The sequence below is a fragment of the Vallitalea pronyensis genome (genome assembly GCF_018141445.1).
Classification (GTDB): domain Bacteria; phylum Bacillota; class Clostridia; order Lachnospirales; family Vallitaleaceae; genus Vallitalea; species Vallitalea pronyensis.
This window is the reverse complement of record NZ_CP058649.1, coordinates 887,949-903,735: the sequence shown is the minus strand read 5'-3', so window position 1 is coordinate 903,735 and position 15,787 is coordinate 887,949. Positions and strand designations below refer to the sequence as shown.

16 protein-coding genes are annotated in these 15,787 nt (G+C 37.5%); 2 read left to right on the top strand and 14 right to left on the bottom strand.

Annotation, left to right across the window (positions count from 1 at the left end; translation table 11 throughout):
• Window positions 1-423: 423 nt before the first annotated feature.
• The 8 genes from metK to spoIIID form a co-directional block, all read right to left on the bottom strand.
• Complete coding sequence (gene metK / locus HZI73_RS03705; RefSeq protein WP_212696915.1) at window positions 424-1,614, bottom strand: methionine adenosyltransferase; 1,191 nt, start codon at window positions 1,612-1,614, stop codon at window positions 424-426.
• A gap of 112 nt (window positions 1,615-1,726) precedes the next feature.
• Window positions 1,727-2,203 (bottom strand): COG2426 family protein, encoded by a 477-nt coding sequence (locus tag HZI73_RS03700; RefSeq protein WP_212696914.1) that lies wholly within the window; start codon window positions 2,201-2,203, stop codon window positions 1,727-1,729.
• 438 nt (window positions 2,204-2,641) lie between these two features.
• Window positions 2,642-3,841 carry a phosphodiester glycosidase family protein gene (locus HZI73_RS03695; RefSeq protein WP_212696913.1) on the bottom strand — a complete coding sequence of 400 codons (1,200 nt, stop codon included), beginning with the start codon at window positions 3,839-3,841 and terminating at the stop codon, window positions 2,642-2,644.
• 79 nt (window positions 3,842-3,920) lie between these two features.
• Window positions 3,921-4,292 (bottom strand): rod-binding protein, encoded by a 372-nt coding sequence (locus HZI73_RS03690; protein WP_212696912.1) that lies wholly within the window; start codon window positions 4,290-4,292, stop codon window positions 3,921-3,923.
• 85 nt (window positions 4,293-4,377) lie between these two features.
• Window positions 4,378-5,193: a flagellar basal-body rod protein FlgG gene (gene flgG / locus HZI73_RS03685; protein WP_212696911.1), complete on the bottom strand. Its 816-nt coding sequence runs from the start codon at window positions 5,191-5,193 to the stop codon at window positions 4,378-4,380.
• A 41-nt stretch (window positions 5,194-5,234) separates the two neighbouring features.
• Entirely contained in the window at window positions 5,235-6,008 is a 774-nt protein-coding gene (locus HZI73_RS03680; protein ID WP_212696910.1) for a flagellar hook-basal body protein, read from the bottom strand.
• Between the two features lie 26 nt (window positions 6,009-6,034).
• Window positions 6,035-7,021 (bottom strand): rod shape-determining protein, encoded by a 987-nt coding sequence (gene mreB / locus HZI73_RS03675; RefSeq protein WP_212696909.1) that lies wholly within the window; start codon window positions 7,019-7,021, stop codon window positions 6,035-6,037.
• A 546-nt stretch (window positions 7,022-7,567) separates the two neighbouring features.
• Window positions 7,568-7,840 (bottom strand): sporulation transcriptional regulator SpoIIID, encoded by a 273-nt coding sequence (spoIIID, locus tag HZI73_RS03670; RefSeq protein WP_212696908.1) that lies wholly within the window; start codon window positions 7,838-7,840, stop codon window positions 7,568-7,570.
• A 424-nt stretch (window positions 7,841-8,264) separates the two neighbouring features.
• On the opposite strand from spoIIID, the gene HZI73_RS03665 reads away from it, so the two are divergent.
• A complete protein-coding gene (locus tag HZI73_RS03665) occupies window positions 8,265-9,146 on the top strand; it encodes a hypothetical protein (RefSeq protein WP_212696907.1) in 882 nt (293 codons plus the stop codon).
• A gap of 126 nt (window positions 9,147-9,272) precedes the next feature.
• Here the strand turns inward: HZI73_RS03665 and HZI73_RS03660 are convergent, their stop codons facing one another.
• Both HZI73_RS03660 and HZI73_RS03655 read right to left on the bottom strand, forming a co-directional pair.
• The gene (locus HZI73_RS03660) at window positions 9,273-10,091 is read right to left on the bottom strand and encodes a helix-turn-helix domain-containing protein (protein WP_212696906.1); all 819 of its coding nucleotides are present in this window, start codon (window positions 10,089-10,091) and stop codon (window positions 9,273-9,275) included.
• Entirely contained in the window at window positions 10,084-10,614 is a 531-nt protein-coding gene (locus tag HZI73_RS03655; protein ID WP_246552518.1) for a GyrI-like domain-containing protein, read from the bottom strand. Before HZI73_RS03655 ends, HZI73_RS03660 begins: the two co-directional genes overlap by 8 nt.
• Window positions 10,615-10,863: 249 nt before the next feature.
• Here HZI73_RS03655 and HZI73_RS03650 point away from each other — a divergent pair, with 249 nt between their 5' ends.
• Window positions 10,864-11,352: an SAM-dependent methyltransferase gene (locus HZI73_RS03650; protein ID WP_212696904.1), complete on the top strand. Its 489-nt coding sequence runs from the start codon at window positions 10,864-10,866 to the stop codon at window positions 11,350-11,352.
• Between the two features lie 178 nt (window positions 11,353-11,530).
• Here the strand turns inward: HZI73_RS03650 and HZI73_RS03645 are convergent, their stop codons facing one another.
• From HZI73_RS03645 to HZI73_RS03630, 4 genes are all read right to left on the bottom strand, one after another.
• Window positions 11,531-12,559, bottom strand: coding sequence for an FAD:protein FMN transferase (locus HZI73_RS03645; protein ID WP_212696903.1), 1,029 nt, complete (start codon window positions 12,557-12,559; stop codon window positions 11,531-11,533).
• A 126-nt stretch (window positions 12,560-12,685) separates the two neighbouring features.
• Window positions 12,686-13,537 carry a M23 family metallopeptidase gene (locus HZI73_RS03640; protein WP_212696902.1) on the bottom strand — a complete coding sequence of 284 codons (852 nt, stop codon included), beginning with the start codon at window positions 13,535-13,537 and terminating at the stop codon, window positions 12,686-12,688.
• Window positions 13,538-13,825: 288 nt separating this feature from the next.
• A complete protein-coding gene (gene spoIID / locus HZI73_RS03635) occupies window positions 13,826-14,764 on the bottom strand; it encodes a stage II sporulation protein D (protein ID WP_212696901.1) in 939 nt (312 codons plus the stop codon).
• Window positions 14,765-14,885: 121 nt separating this feature from the next.
• Window positions 14,886-15,596 carry a Uma2 family endonuclease gene (locus HZI73_RS03630; protein WP_212696900.1) on the bottom strand — a complete coding sequence of 237 codons (711 nt, stop codon included), beginning with the start codon at window positions 15,594-15,596 and terminating at the stop codon, window positions 14,886-14,888.
• Between the last annotated feature and the right edge of the window lie 191 nt (window positions 15,597-15,787).

Below are 15,787 nucleotides of genomic sequence, written 5' to 3'. Positions count from 1 at the left end.
CCTCTCAACCAAAATCACCACTGCACCCCAACTAGCCCAGTAGCTGAATAGGTATAGGTAATCCGTGATTTTTAAATAATGGACTAGAAAATCTTAGTGAACCACAAGGTCTATGCCGTTAAAAAACTTAATTGTTTGACCGAAGGGAGTTTTAAGTTTTAGGCATATACCTTGTGGTGAACTTAGTTTTTCTTCCACTATTTAATGTGAACGGATTAGCTATACCTATTCTGCTACGAACCCCTTGCACATCACTCAACACCATCTCTCAAACTAACTCCTCTTAATTCTAACCTTCCCCTTCCAACTCACAATAGCAATTATCAACAACAAAAAAAGGCATAAGGAACTCCCATTCCATATGCCTCATCTCATTTCATCAACTCATAAATTTTTAAATACTACCTACTTCAACACTTCAATCTATAAACCAGCAGCCCTTCTCAAAACATCCACCTTATCCGTCCTCTCCCAAGGAAGATCCACATCTGTTCTACCAAAATGGCCATAAGCAGCCGTCTGCTTATAGATAGGTTGTCTTAACTCTAAGTTATGAATAATAGCCCCAGGTCTTAGGTCAAAATGCTCATCAACAAGCTTCGTCAGTTCTTCATCCGATAATTTCCCCGTACCATGTGTATTTACCAACACAGAAACAGGTTTTGCAACACCAATAGCATAAGCTAACTCAATCTCACACTGAGAAGCCAACCCTGCTGCCACAATATTCTTAGCCACATACCTGGCTGCATAAGCTCCAGAACGATCCACTTTCGTTGGGTCCTTACCAGAAAAAGCACCTCCACCATGACTTGCATAACCGCCATAGGTATCCACTATGATTTTACGCCCTGTAAGACCAGCATCCCCTTGAGGGCCACCAATCACAAAACGTCCTGTGGGGTTAATATAATACTTTGTCTCACCATCCAATAAAGCCTCAGGAATCACAGGCTGAATCACATGCTCCATAATATCCTTCTTGATGGTATTCAAATCCACTTCACTATCATGTTGAGTGGATATTACAACAGCATCCACTCTAACCGGCTTATCATCCACATACTCAACCGTTACCTGTGATTTCCCATCAGGCCGCAGATAAGAAAGTGTTCCATTTTTTCTCACATCTGTTAAACGCTTTGTCAAACGATGTGCAAGGGATATGGGCATGGGCATTAGCTCTTCCGTTTCATCGCAAGCATAGCCAAACATCATACCTTGATCACCAGCACCTGTTGCTTCCAGTTCTTCCTCTGTCATTTTTCCTTCTTTTGATTCTAATGCTTCGTCAACACCCATGGCTATATCTGCTGACTGCTCATCCAGGGATGTGAGCACAGAGCATGTCTCACTATCAAAACCATACTTTGCCCGATCATAACCAATCTCTTTTATGGTTTTTCTTACAAGTTTTGGAATATCCACATAACAATTGGTTGTGATCTCACCCATAACAAGTACAAGACCTGTTGTGACAGCTGTTTCACAAGCAACCCGAGCCTGTGGGTCCTGTGCTAAAATAGCATCAAGAACGGTATCTGAAATCTGATCACATATTTTATCTGGATGTCCTTCTGTTACGGATTCTGATGTAAATAATCGTTTAGCCATTCTTCATTTCTCCTTTCGTACCTTCATGTTTGAACGAAGCAATCACATGCCTTGACCGTTCAATCATATCTACCTTATCAACTGGTTTATAGGATACTGTATCTATGTATACCTATGCGACTAGAAATTTTACACCATAAGATATCATTAACATAAACACACCTGCTAATGAAGCACCTAATACCACTGCTAGCAATGACTTCTTAAAATCAAACCCAAGAAGTGCTGCAATGGTTGAGCCCGTCCATACCCCTGTGCCAGGTAATGGTATAGCCACAAATAAAAAGATGCTCAGATATTTATAATTATCTTTTACTTTTTCTGCTTTTTTTAATGCTTTATTTTCATACCAGTTAGCTAATTTACCTAAACCCTTCACTTTCTTAAGAATTTCTAATACTTTTGGCATAAGAAATAAAATGAAAGGAGCCGGTATAATGGCACCAATCAATGTCCATAAATATGCCTCACTTGGACTAAAATGACTTAAGGCCGCTAATGGTACGGCACCTCTTTGTTCAATCAGTGGTGTTGCCGATACAATCATTAATTCAATGATTGATACGGGTAATGCAAAAATGTTTTTCATACATGCCCTCCTACGATTCTCGCTAAACTCTCGTTACAACGTATACGACCATCATTAATCAACTTATAATTATAGTATTACCTATATCATGCATTCATACCTAAAATGATGTATTTGCCCCCTTATGCTGTTACAAATAATATCATAAGGCAATTTAGATGAAAAGCATACCCTCTTATCTTATCACCCCATACAGGTATTTACCATACATTACAAGAAGTATTAATTAAACTTTAACAATAAAATAAACCCTCTGAACATCAAGAAGGTTTCTATGATAAAGCCTTATCGACGTTAGCAGAACCACCTTACAATATGCAGGCTGGCGTAGGGTCACCGAGCTAACTCTCTACCCTAACTCTTGATAAGCATTTCTATTTAGTTAAATGTGTAAAATTTCTAAATCCATCTTAACATATATAAATGTTAAATGCAACCTCATTTTTTTACAACACCTTCATGTGCAAACACATTAGCAAAGGAGGTGCCTTTTGTACGAAAAATGATGCTATGGGCTACTTTACGCTCTTCATTACTGGATGGCTGATTGACCACTTTTCCATTGAAGACCATGGTACTGGATGCTCCACCGTCTAAATAGACAGCTTGGATACAATTTGAACCCAACATAAGCTCTGCTGCTTCCTTACCTGAAATACCATAGCTCTCTTCTTGTCTGCCGTCAATAACTTTTACAACCAGTTGATTATCGGCTGTGACCCCTATGATGGTTCTTGGATTGGGAATTAAGGTGTTTCCTATATAAGGCTCATAGTTCTTGGCTACATTCTTTCCATCCTTCACTAGCCAACCACCCGATTGAAAAGCCTCTTTCACTTGACCGATTTCTGGCTGGTAGGTGGTTTTAATCGTTACAACATCCCCTACTTTTAGAACATCATCCTGAGCAGGCTCTTGACTCACACGACACAGTACATAACCGTTTTCAGGAATGTCAATGGGTTCATCCGTTAGGCTTTTTTTAATTACCTTATTATCTTGAATCACATAATTAATGCTGTTTCGCGTAATACGGGTGGTACGACCATATATTCTGGAATACAGTACCCATGTATTTTCAAATGCTGCATCATTAACCGTCTGAACAGGTAAAGTTAAGCCTTCCCTTTGGATGGCTACAGTGGTGGATATAGGGCCAATATAAACACGATTATCTTCTAAGATAGCAATGGATGGTGTTTCGCTTCGAGCTAGGGTAATAAGTTCTTCATCCTTAATCATCAACCCAATGTGATGACCATAAATGGTATAGAACATACCGTTAACCCCAATCTCAGCACCTGCGTCTGCAACCATGGTACTGGTTTCCTCAAAACCATAAATAGCACCCAAAGAAAGCACATTTTCCATAGAAACCCGCTTATCGTTCATGTTCACTTCTAAAGTATGAACCTGTTGTTGGCGTCCGTTAATCTCAATATCTTCCATATGATACTGAATGGGTTGCTTTGTGGTTACCAAACTTATGATGATGTTTATGAAAATAATAAAATAGTAAATAGCCTTCACAATATACACCCTATCCCATAACTGTCTTTTAATGATACTATTAAACAAAGCGACTACGTTGCATCTTGCTAAGCAAGTTGTTACGTTAGGAAAGTTTCCTTGACGCATATGAAAATGCTTCTATTTCATATGCTAAATTCAGAGGACGTTCCTATAAGAATAAAGAAAAGCCCTGATTCATCAGGACTTATTTTAACCCACTTTTAACTTGATTAACCGTACCCGTGTTGGATAATTGCTCAAACATCATCTGAGCAATGCCTATGCCCTGTTCTTTTGCTATTTCCTTTGAGTACTCTTCATAAAGCATATCTTCAAAAATCTTTTCGCCTTGTGACTTTGGTATAAGGCTACCGCCATGTACCGTTTTTCGCATTTCACTAAACATTTGATTCACAAAATATTCTTCAAACTCACGGCATGCTTCACGTAATGCTTTATCATCTTGTTCTTCTTCAGCTTTTTTTAATGCATCCTCAAAAGATGTCGTGGTCACCTTATCTTGTTTTGATATGTTTAATTGTTGATAGATATTAGGGTTAATGCCTGATATGTCCACGTTCATTCATCCTTTCGCTTATGTACCATTGAATCAAAAATTACTTATGACAATTAAGTCCTGTTGTCGCAGTATTGGGACTTACCTAACGCTTCAAGTTATTAGCTTGTGAGAGCATTTCGTCGGATGCTTGGATGGCTTTGGAACTTACTTCATAAGCACGTTGAGCCACAATTAAGCCAACCATTTCTTCAACCACTTGCACGTTAGAACCTTCAAGAGAGCCCTGTATAAGTTGACTCATGACTAATTCATCATCTTCGGCTTCTGCAATGGCAGGTCCTGATGCAGCTGTTGTTCGATATAAGTTACTACCAAGAGCCTCTAACCCGTTCACATTTCTAAATTGAACAATTTTTATTCTTTCATCTAACTGAATCACTTCATCATCACTGCCAACATAACTTAATGTTCCATCCGCATTGATGCCTAATTTTTTAATATCAATGGTAGAATCTAACATAATGGGTTCATCATTTACATCAAGAACTTTACGTCCGTCTGAGGTAATAAGCATTTGTTGTCCTTCTACTAAGGCAATTTTGAAACTTCCATCCTTTGTATAAACCTGACCACCAGCTAAGTCATCAATAACAAAGAAACCGTCTCCTGTTATGGCCACATCCAGAGGATTAGCCGTCTTTTGCATAATACCACCTGTATAATTTCTTACAGTGCCAACGGGTTTAACACCGTGACCTACTTGTAAATTCACTGGACGTCCTTTACCATTAGCGTCTGTTCCTGCACGCTCTAATGTTTCATATAATAACGATTTGAATTCCAATCGCTCTTTTTTAAAACCTGTTGTGTTGACATTTGCAAGGTTATTGGATATGGTATCCACATTCATCTGTTGTGTTTTCATACCGGATGCCGCTGTATATAATGAACGTATCATCAGCTTTCATTCCTTTCACACTATCTTATCTCATCATCATGCTACAATCTACCAATTTCATTTGCCGCTTTTTTGAGGGTTTCATCTTGGGTCTGAACCACTTTCTGATTGGCTTCAAAAGCGCGCATAACACTAATCATATCCACCATTTCTTTCACTGTGTTCACATTGGAGCTCTCTGTATAACCTTGTAGAAGTGATCCGCTAAACCCTTGTTCCACAGAATCTGTTGTTTGACGATACAAGTTGTCCCCAATCTTTCTTAAAGACTCTGGATTTTCAAAATCAACTACCTGAATCTGGTCTATGATTTGGTCATTGTCGTAGATTGTCCCATCTTTGCCAATACGGATATTTTGTCCCGTACTGCTTTCCAAAACAATTTTACCTTGTGTACCAAGGACATAATTCCCTTCTCGGGTCATGAGTGTACCCTCATTGGATACGACAAATGAACCGTCTCGTGTATACCTTGTCTCTAATTCACCTTGGGCATTTTCTTGACCGATAGCAATCATGCCATCACCTGTTATGGCAACATGATAAGGATTCCCAGTAGGTGTAGCGCCACCTTGGGTATAGTCTGTAAAGATATTGCCTACTTTACAACCTAAAGTCATTTTTCCAATGACTTGGTCATGAGGCATACTGGGGTCTTTAATTTTTTTTGTTAAAACACTGTCAAAAGACTCGACAATCACACCATCACGTTTAAAACCTGCGGTGTGCACATTCGCAAGGTTATTGGACACAATATCCAATTTCTGCTGCCTCGCAATCATACCATTTGAAGCGGTGTATAAACCTCTAACCATGCTTTCACCTAACCTTTAATTCATCATTAGTTTTTTTGATTGGCTTGATATTCCACATACTTACCTGTACCAATAGCCACACAAGTAAGGGCATCATCTGCTGTAATCACATTGATACCTGTCTTGTTCTCAATTAACTGATCAAGACCTTGTAATAAACTGCCGCCACCTGTTAACACAATACCTCTGTCTGAAATATCAGCGGATAACTCTGGTGGTGTTTTTTCTAGAATGCTGTGAACAGCTTCTACAATATTGGATGTTGCTTCTCTTAAAGCTTCTTCAGTTTCTTCAGAAGATACTGTAATGGTCTTAGGTAAACCGGTAATGAGATTTCTTCCACGTACATCCATGGTCAATATCTCTGGTCTTTTATAAGCTGTTCCTATCTTAATCTTAATCTCTTCGGCTGTTCTTTCCCCGATTAATAGATTGTGTTTTTTACGCATATACCGCACAATGGCTTCATCAAAATTATCACCAGCTACTTTGATGGATGTGCTAACAACGGTTCCTCCTAGAGAAATAACCGCGATATCAGAGGTTCCTCCACCAATATCAACCACCATGCTGCCACAGGCTTTACTGATATCAATACCTGCCCCAATAGCTGCTGCAATGGGTTCTTCAATAATCTCGACTTTCCTTGCTCCTGCTTGATAGGTAGCATCTTCAACGGCACGTTTTTCTACTTCTGTTACACCACTTGGTACACACACTGTAATACGAGGTTTTCGAAGCCTTTTACCTACTGATTTTGACACAAAGTATTTTATCATTTTTGCAGTTACTGTATAATCGGATATCACACCTTGTCTAAGTGGACGAATGGCAACGATGTTACCTGGTGTTCTACCTAACATTCTTCTGGCATCACTACCTACTGCAAGAATTTTATTTGTATCACGATCTATAGCAACAACTGAAGGCTCTCTTAATATGACACCTTTACCTTTTATATACACCAGTATGTTAGCCGTTCCTAAGTCAATTCCAATATCTGTTCCAAACATTATTTATCCCCTTCCGTAATCTTTTTATTTTGGTATAAGAAAGTATGTTATCTTGTCTTTTCATCCATAATCAACCCATACTTTTCTTCATTTTTAGAAAATTATTGTATATTTGTATTATCACCATTCATTAATTGACAAAATCAATTACTGATTAACAATTGCAAGCTTTTACAACAAACAATAGAATTAAAATCTTTTTTATCAAATGGTTCTGTCTATTGCAATGTAGATTTTATGCTATTATACGCTATTTCCATATACATATTATATACAAATACCTGCAATTTTCAAAGGGGAATTTGATAAATTTTAATATTTATCGGCACTTTTTTAACATTCTATTATATAGGCGCAAAAAAATGGTACTTAGTCCCCATGATTTTACTATTTCAGCCCTATTTTGACTTAGTACAACCCTGTTACGACATCCGATTTAAGACCTATGTTGAAATGGTATAGCAATATATGTCAAACACTTTTCTATTTAGATAAAAAAAAGGGGCATCTCACCTGGGATAAAATCCTTTAGGTGAGATCCCTCTTTTAATAGAGCGTTGGTCGTGTATGGGACATACTGACATATTTAGCTCGAGTCGCTAAACCACCTCGAATATGCCTTTCTGATTTATTAATGTCAAGGACCTTTCTAGCCTCTAAGGCTAACCCTGGATTAATCTTGCTTAGCCTTTCTGTGACGTCTTTGTGCACCGTTGATTTACTAATACCAAACTTTTTGGCAGTTTGTCTTACAGTAGCATTGGAAGAGATAATATAATTTGCAACCTCAATAGCCCTTTCCTCTATATATTGCTTCAAGATAAATCCCCCTCGAATCATTGCTTAGTTAAATATATGGGAGAACTTTGCAAAATATACATCTTTTTTTTACTATATTTTCAAGGCATTTGGTTACTTATGCTGTATAAAATGTTAGGATTCTATTTTTATATTCTTGTCTTGTTGTCATCTTGACTTTTTATGGTTTTATGTTCGTTAAGTAATTAACTATTTTACGAAGCCAGCCATAAGGAAGTCTTATGCTACATAAGCTTAACCCATTTCTACTTAACAAAACTTACAAAACTTACTTTATTGACCCTTTAATTGATTTTTAGAACTGTTACACATATAATAACTCTGTAACATAGGTATATTACCTAATATGCCTATCTATTAACAAGTAAACTTATAATGCCTTATGACTTTTTACTAAGGTGGTTATAAGACTAAGGAGGCAACTATGAAAAAAATATTAACATCTATATTAGTAGTTATTTTAACAATCAGCGTGATAGCAGGGTGTGGAAAAAAAACAACTGAAGATACATACAAAGAAACAGGTTCAAATGACACCTCTACAGATTCAAAAGATAATGAAACAGCAGCCTATGCAGATGGCATTTACTTTGCTACAGGGGACTTTGGGGATTCAGGCTGGAAATCTGTTGTGACTTTAGAAGTTAAAGACGGTAAAATCATATCCGCAGATTGGAACGGTGCTTCTATCCACGGTGGTGACGATAAGAAAACCACTTCAAAATCTGGAGCTTATGGCCTCGTTGAAAAAGGTAATGGTCAATCAGAATGGCATGAACAAGCCGAAGCAGCTGAAAACTTCTTATTAGAAAAACAAGACCCAACGGCTATTACCTATAATGATGAAGGTAAAACAGATGATATCGCTGGGGTTTCTATTTATGTAACAGAACTCTTTACATTAGCCGAAGAAGCCCTTGCTAATGGACCTACTGGTAGCGGTAATTGGAAAGATGGCGCTTATCATGCAGAAGAAGATAATTTTAGTGAGCAGACAGGTTGGAAAGCCACATTTGATGCAACAGTCATTAACGGTTATATCGTTGCTGCTAACTGGAACGGTCTTCATAAAGATGGTGGCGATGACAAGAAGAAACAAGTGGCTGCAGGTAATTATACATTATCTAACGATGGTGGTAAAACTTGGACTGAACAAGCTGCACTTGTTGAAGCTAAATTAGTAGAAACCCAAGACCCTACAGCCGTTACGGTTAAAGACGATGGTAGTGTGGATGATATTGCAGGCGTTTCTGTTAAGGTAAAAGAATTCTTTACTTTAGCTGAGAAAGTATTAGAAGCGCGATAATTTAATCCGAATAAAACGGTAGAATTTAATTTCGCTTATTCACTTATCAACAAAGCCCGTTGTTCCTTCGTTGGAATAACGGGCTTAAGTATATTAAAAATCGTGCTTACACCAAATGATCAACCATTAAAGCTTATGTTTTTTCCAAAGCCCTAGAATGGGTACATATACTCTAATGCATGGCCTGTTATCCTCTAGCATGTATTGTTCAATCACATAGTCATCCGCAAGTTCATAGGTTGTTTTTGGTAACCATGTCTGGAAAATATAATCATAGGTCATAGACAGCACATCTTCTGAACCCATATGGGTGAATTCGGCAGAATACCCTTGTGGTATATGTTTTAAGATATAATCCCCAGGTGTACTTGCTATTTGGTCGGTTTTATGACCAACCATCTTATAAGGACTATTCTTTCTAGAAACTTGGGGGAAAAAACTTATTTTATGGTCATAGGTTGTATGATCTGCCTCACAAGAAGGTTCTTTACCCCACTGAACTCGACCTAATACATAGAATGCTTCCAGTTGTCTTATTACTGGTACTTTTATCAAAGTATGATTAATATGCTGAATATAGTCATAAGTGACTGCTTCCTTATGATGCATAAGTGGTGCTTTATTACGCCTTAACTGAACAGGAGCTATACCGAACATTTTTTTGAATGCTCTAGAAAAAGAAACGGCTGTATTAAACCCATAATCAAGGCTGATAGCCATAATGGATTGTTGCGTATCCAAGATGACTTTGGCTGCTTCTGTTAATCGTCTTCTTATCAAGTAATCATAAGGACTATGGCCAATGTACTGATTAAACAACCTTGAAAAATGAAACAGTGAATACCCCACTTCCGAAGCCACATCATCAATGCTTATGTGATCCATTAAATGTTGCTCTATATACTCCGTTGCTTGATACATGGTATCCATATTACGATTATGCATCACAGGCATCATCCCTAACGAGAGGTACATAGGCATACACAATGGACTCATCTAACTGGTCCATACCTTTAAAGTGTTCATCATACAAAATCATGGAATAAGATTCGATTATGTTATAACCAGAGGTAGGTTGCCACTCATGATGCATGTAATGATACCAGTCGGATGCTATTTCATCTCCTTTTACAGAAAAAACAGCATATGCCCTTAACGGTAATTGCTTAGCAACACACGCCTCCGGTATAGCTTCAAATTCTTTCACCTGTGTACCAACAAAAATTTCATAGAGACCTTTTTCTTTCGTCTCATCATTTGTTAAGTGTATTTCAATAAATTCATGTTTATTTATTTGTTGTTTTATAGCGTCTTCATGAGCTAGGTAAAACTTCATAAATCTTCTCCAGAGTTCACCTATACCGTTCTCTTCTTCCCATGCTGATTTATTCTCAAAAGGGTCCCCATAAAAATTCATACCAACCAGTTGAAAGGATTGTTCAGTAATCTTAATAAATTCCATTGTCATCACCCTAACATCATCATTTTGTTTCCGTTATTTTCTTATTGCCCTCTTATAGCTATCTTAACACAAATACCCCTGAAAGCGTATCCTCAAAAGAAAAATTTTTATAAGTAGCAAGATATGTTAAATACATGCCATTCCCCTGTTGAAATGCCTCCCATTCCAGCAACATTATTTAAGAAAAATATCCTCATTCCATGTACAATAATAGCAGTAACCCATATAAGGATTTATTAAACAAGGAGGAACAATATGCATAAGAATACCTTTACACTTGAAGCCATTGGTACAGTACGGATTGAGGATCAACACTATTTTATTGATCTTAATCCCAAGTATATCCCTGCACTGGAAGGGGTTGAAGGCTTTAGCCATATGAACATTCTATGGTGGTGTCATAACTTTGACGAAGAATCTTCTAGAGCAATTGTTGATATGGATAAACCTTATAAAGCAGCACCGGATAAGCTTGGTGTATTTGCCACCCGATCACCCATTCGACCCAACCCGATAGCGCTAACAGCTTGCCAAGTCATCAATATTGACCACCATAAAGGTAGTATCCAATTGGCTTATATTGATGCTGATAACGGTACACCGGTTTTAGATATGAAGCCTTACCAACCATCGGTAGACAGAATCAAGGATGTATCAGTCCCTCATTGGTGTTCTCATTGGCCAGAGTACTATGAAGATTCCGCAACATTTGATTGGGGAAGTGAATTTACTTTCAATGATTAAGTCTTTATGTGTACCTCTATCAATACCAATATAAGTATGCTTAGAAAATTAACAACGATAGGAAGTAAAAAATCTCTATTCTAGTGCCATATGGCTAGGTTAGGGATTTTTCTTTATAAAAAACCCTTTATTAGCTGCCATGTTATCTATTTGGCTTACCTTAGCCTTTCATTTTTTATTACTTCTTCATCTGCTTCTTTTTAAAGTCCTCATGAGTAAGCATAAATATCTCATCAGCGCCAGATGTAAGATAGACCTCTTTATCTTTTGTAACAAATATAGCATCCACCTCATCTAGTCCTTCTATAAAATCAAACCCTTCCTCTAGCCCCATAGAGAAAACTACCGTGGATAAGCCGTCCCCATCAATAGATAAATTGGATATAATGGACACACTTGCCAGCTCATTCTCTACTGGATAACCTGTAAAGGGATCAAGAATATGGTGATATTGTTTGTCACCTTCTTCAAGATAACGTTCGTAGATACCCGATGTGACCACAGACTTTTGCCCAATGGTCACCACACCAAGTTTCGTTCCTCTTGCATCAAATGGGTTCTGAATGCCAATCTTCCAAGAACTGCCATCGGGTTTTTCCCCAACAGTTAAAATATTACCACCCAGATTAATGATGGCATGCCCCATATTATGCTCCATGAGATAGGCTGATACTTCATCAGCTACATAACCTTTCGCTATTGCACCAAGGTCCAATTCAATGGGTTGATGTATCTGAATTTTGTTGGTCTTTTGATCCAGTGTAATGTGTTTATAATTAATTTTCTTAATGGCTTCTTGAATCTCTTCATGGCTTGGTACTTTTGCATTTTTTGTGCCAATCCCCCACAGGTTAACCAATGGGGCAATGGTAATATCAAATTTCCCTTTAGAAACCTGAGAATAATACAGTCCCTTTTCAATAATCTTATAAGTGGATTCAGATAAGCTTATTTCCTGACCCTTATTAATCTGACTAACTTCGCTGTTATCCTCATTCTTACTCACTGTAGCCTCTATATTTTTAATGATATCAAAAGCCCCATTAAAGACCTCCTTAGACACATCTTTACCATAAACGGTTACTTTCACCAGCGTTCCCAGTAAATATGTCTGATTGGATACCTTGGTATAGTCTTGTGTATTGTCTTTGGTACATCCATTTAAAACCATCAAGCAAACCATCAAAACCACCATGATTTTTTTCATAATGTCATCCTTTCTACGTTCAATACCTTCTCATATTATACCTACTTGAGATACCCTACGCAACATCATTTATGTACAAAACGAAAGCCTCTCTTGTGAGAGGCTCCTACTATCATAAAGCATGCGCTATTCTATTAACGTTGTTGGATCAATGGATTTTTCATTACTCAGTACTTTGAAATAGACATGTGAATCTAATAGAACATGGTATTTGGTAGGTTTTTCAACAACACCAAGTAACTGTCCCTTCTTCACAAGGTCGCCTTCTTTAACAGCTAATGCTTCTCCTAACTGACCATAAATGGTTTTATACCCACTACCATGATAAATGGTCACGGTGATACCTGTCTCAGGCTCATTGGTTATGGACTCTACGATACCTTCAGCTGCTACTACAACCTGTCCTCCAACATCTGATGCAATATACATTGCTGGATTAACCTTATATTGATCAAGGGTTTTAAAATGGATAGGTACCATGCTATAAGGCATTAAGACACTACCGCTAACAGGCCAAATCATCTTTTCACTTGGATTGAATGTAATATTTGGTTTTACAACAGGTGCAATTTCAATGGTATAATTCTCATTGGTTGCATCACTATTGGCTACTAATGCATCATCGCCTGCATCCCCTTCTCCACTTACTTCCCCATCAACTTCCTCTTCATTAATCGTGATAGGTGTTGTACTGGTAGGTGTTGCATCTGGCTCACCTTCATCTTCTGGGGGATTGTATTCTGTCTCATCGTTGTCCACTAAACTGGAAGGTAATTCTTCTGGATTATCTGCATTCCTTATCACATCGCTGTTAAGGTTAGCAATCTCAGAATCGTCATCTTTTGGTTGAACCCATACTAGAATTGCAATTAAAAAGATCGTCACACAACATGCGAACAAAGCAAAATAGAATTGCTTCCTTTTTATGTATGCAATTATATTTTTCATTTTCATACCATTCACCTCATTATTTTTCATAAATGTTTAGCCATATCTGGCATAATTCTTTTGTTACGTCTATATTATTACCAGACTCTTCCTATTATATTCATGAATATACGCTCCATTAAACATTTTTTGGTGTGATGGTTATATAGGCTATCTCCTTCTGTTGGCTAACACATTCTTTCATTACATTGGAATAATTTCTTGCCCATAAAATAGTACAAAAAAATACCCATTGCCATAACGCTACGATGAATCCTATCTACATAGCTTTATGGTTAATGAGTATATGTGTACGCATATATCTTTATTGTATGTCATCTAAGGTAATTCGGATACCACTGCACCGGTATAATAATACTCTAAGATTTCTTTATAGGAATACCCTTTCTGTGCAAGGCTGTCTGCTCCATATTGGCTCATACCTACACCATGACCATACCCCTTGCAGAGGACCTCAATCTGATCATCTGTTACATTTATGGTAAAATTACTGGATGCAAGATCCAGATACTTTCTAACAACTTCCCCATCTAATATTTTATTACCAATTTGAATCTTGGCTACATAACCTTCGGGGGTCCGGTTAATAATCTGAATCTCACTGGCAACATCAGCAGAGTAGAACTGAAAATCCGTTTCATAAGCTTTAATTTTACTTGTAAAATCTTGAAGGGTATAGGTGCTGTTATGGAGATATTCTGGTGAATTGACATCTTCTGCACTATCTACACTTACAAGATAAGGTATATCTTGACCCCATACCTCTTTCGCCGATTGTGTTTTACCACTACTGGTAGAATGAAATACAGCTTCAATAAGGTCGCCCTGATAAACGACTACTTCGTCAGCGGTATCTTCAACGGCTTTTTTTATCTTACTATAATATTTTGCAAAACTACCTGTTCCCCATCTGTTTTCCATGTCTTCTTCCGTCAAGTAAGCTTGAAGATCGTTGGAAAAAATAAGGTTATCATAATCTCCTAGTTTTTTGAGGGTATATGTTCTTGCCGCCACAGCCTGAGCTTTAAGGGCTTCTTCATAAAAATTATAGGGCATCTCTGCCGCCACTACACCAATAAGGTAATCATCTAATGCCATGACTTTTTCTTCACCATTGACCATGACTCTAACCGTTGTATCCACCACTTCACTGTCTTGTTTTTCTTTGGGAATCCCTCGCAGCATGGTTGTTACAAATATAGGTATAAAACATATGATTAATATTACAAGTAATATGGTCATGACTTTTTCCCGCATACAATCATCCTCCCCAGCATGATGTACAAGAATGTCTATTTCTCGCACATGATTCCCTTGTCCAACTTCTTATATTCAGTATATGCTTGGTGGATTCTCAATATGATTGTAATTGGTCACCCTATACCCATTTTACCTTCAATCCCTCAAAAAAAGAAGATGCGATGGTACTACCCTTTTCATACTCTCTATAATCGATCAACTCATCATCATCAAAGCCATACACTTTGGCATTTTGGTACATGGGGTCAATAATCCAGTATTCTTTAACCCCTGCTAACATGTAGTTATTTAATTTCTTGACATAATCTTTGCTCCGGGAGGACTTGGATGTGACTTCAACAACCAATGCTGGTACACCCATGTATTGATCATGTTCATTATTAAATTCTTCTAAATCACAGATGACACCTAAGTCTGGTTGGAACACATTGGTTTCATCCTTAATGTTTAAGGTAATATCGTAGGGTGAAATAAAAGGTGTACAGGACTTGCCTTCAAAATACTTGTAAAATGCTACATAAAACTGCCCTACAACCTGTTGATGGGTTGTTTTAGGAGACGCCAACATGTATATTTCGCCGTTAATGAGCTCATATCTATTCTCACTATTAGCTGTAAACTTAAGAAATTCCTCATAGGTTACCTTTCTATCTTGCCCTGTATACTCAGCTGGGTATTCCTTAATATAACCATGATCTTTTACGGACTCTGTGAACTTCACTATCTTAGCGACTGCCTTTCCCTTCTTTGTGACAATAACATCCTCATAATCTAACATTTTTAAGACTTTACCAAAACTATTCTTTACATCTGTTGCATTCAGTAACATGACCTCACCTCATTATGGTTATATTAGCTAAAATCAGTTTTAGCTAATATAACCATATACCCTTATACATTAATTGTCAAGTACTACTCGCCACAAGACTATCAACAGCATTATCAAAAAAGCTGTCACCTTATGGATGGATGTTATAAGCATCATATGACACTTCCAGCTTATAACACGACCACCATTAT

What these genes read in the sequence shown, in the direction of transcription:
- metK (WP_212696915.1), bottom strand. Translation starts at nt 1,614, where the DNA reads ATGGCTAAACGATTATTTACATCAGAATCCGTAACAGAAGGACATCCA.
- HZI73_RS03700 (WP_212696914.1), bottom strand. Translation starts at nt 2,203, where the DNA reads ATGAAAAACATTTTTGCATTACCCGTATCAATCATTGAATTAATGATT.
- HZI73_RS03695 (WP_212696913.1), bottom strand. Translation starts at nt 3,841, where the DNA reads ATGCGTCAAGGAAACTTTCCTAACGTAACAACTTGCTTAGCAAGATGC.
- flgG (WP_212696911.1), bottom strand. Translation starts at nt 5,193, where the DNA reads ATGATACGTTCATTATATACAGCGGCATCCGGTATGAAAACACAACAG.
- HZI73_RS03680 (WP_212696910.1), bottom strand. Translation starts at nt 6,008, where the DNA reads ATGGTTAGAGGTTTATACACCGCTTCAAATGGTATGATTGCGAGGCAG.
- mreB (WP_212696909.1), bottom strand. Translation starts at nt 7,021, where the DNA reads ATGTTTGGAACAGATATTGGAATTGACTTAGGAACGGCTAACATACTG.
- HZI73_RS03665 (WP_212696907.1), top strand. Translation starts at nt 8,265, where the DNA reads ATGAAAAAAATATTAACATCTATATTAGTAGTTATTTTAACAATCAGC.
- HZI73_RS03660 (WP_212696906.1), bottom strand. Translation starts at nt 10,091, where the DNA reads ATGCATAATCGTAATATGGATACCATGTATCAAGCAACGGAGTATATA.
- HZI73_RS03655 (WP_246552518.1), bottom strand. Translation starts at nt 10,614, where the DNA reads ATGACAATGGAATTTATTAAGATTACTGAACAATCCTTTCAACTGGTT.
- HZI73_RS03650 (WP_212696904.1), top strand. Translation starts at nt 10,864, where the DNA reads ATGCATAAGAATACCTTTACACTTGAAGCCATTGGTACAGTACGGATT.
- HZI73_RS03645 (WP_212696903.1), bottom strand. Translation starts at nt 12,559, where the DNA reads ATGAAAAAAATCATGGTGGTTTTGATGGTTTGCTTGATGGTTTTAAAT.
- HZI73_RS03640 (WP_212696902.1), bottom strand. Translation starts at nt 13,537, where the DNA reads ATGAAAAATAATGAGGTGAATGGTATGAAAATGAAAAATATAATTGCA.
- spoIID (WP_212696901.1), bottom strand. Translation starts at nt 14,764, where the DNA reads ATGCGGGAAAAAGTCATGACCATATTACTTGTAATATTAATCATATGT.
- HZI73_RS03630 (WP_212696900.1), bottom strand. Translation starts at nt 15,596, where the DNA reads ATGTTACTGAATGCAACAGATGTAAAGAATAGTTTTGGTAAAGTCTTA.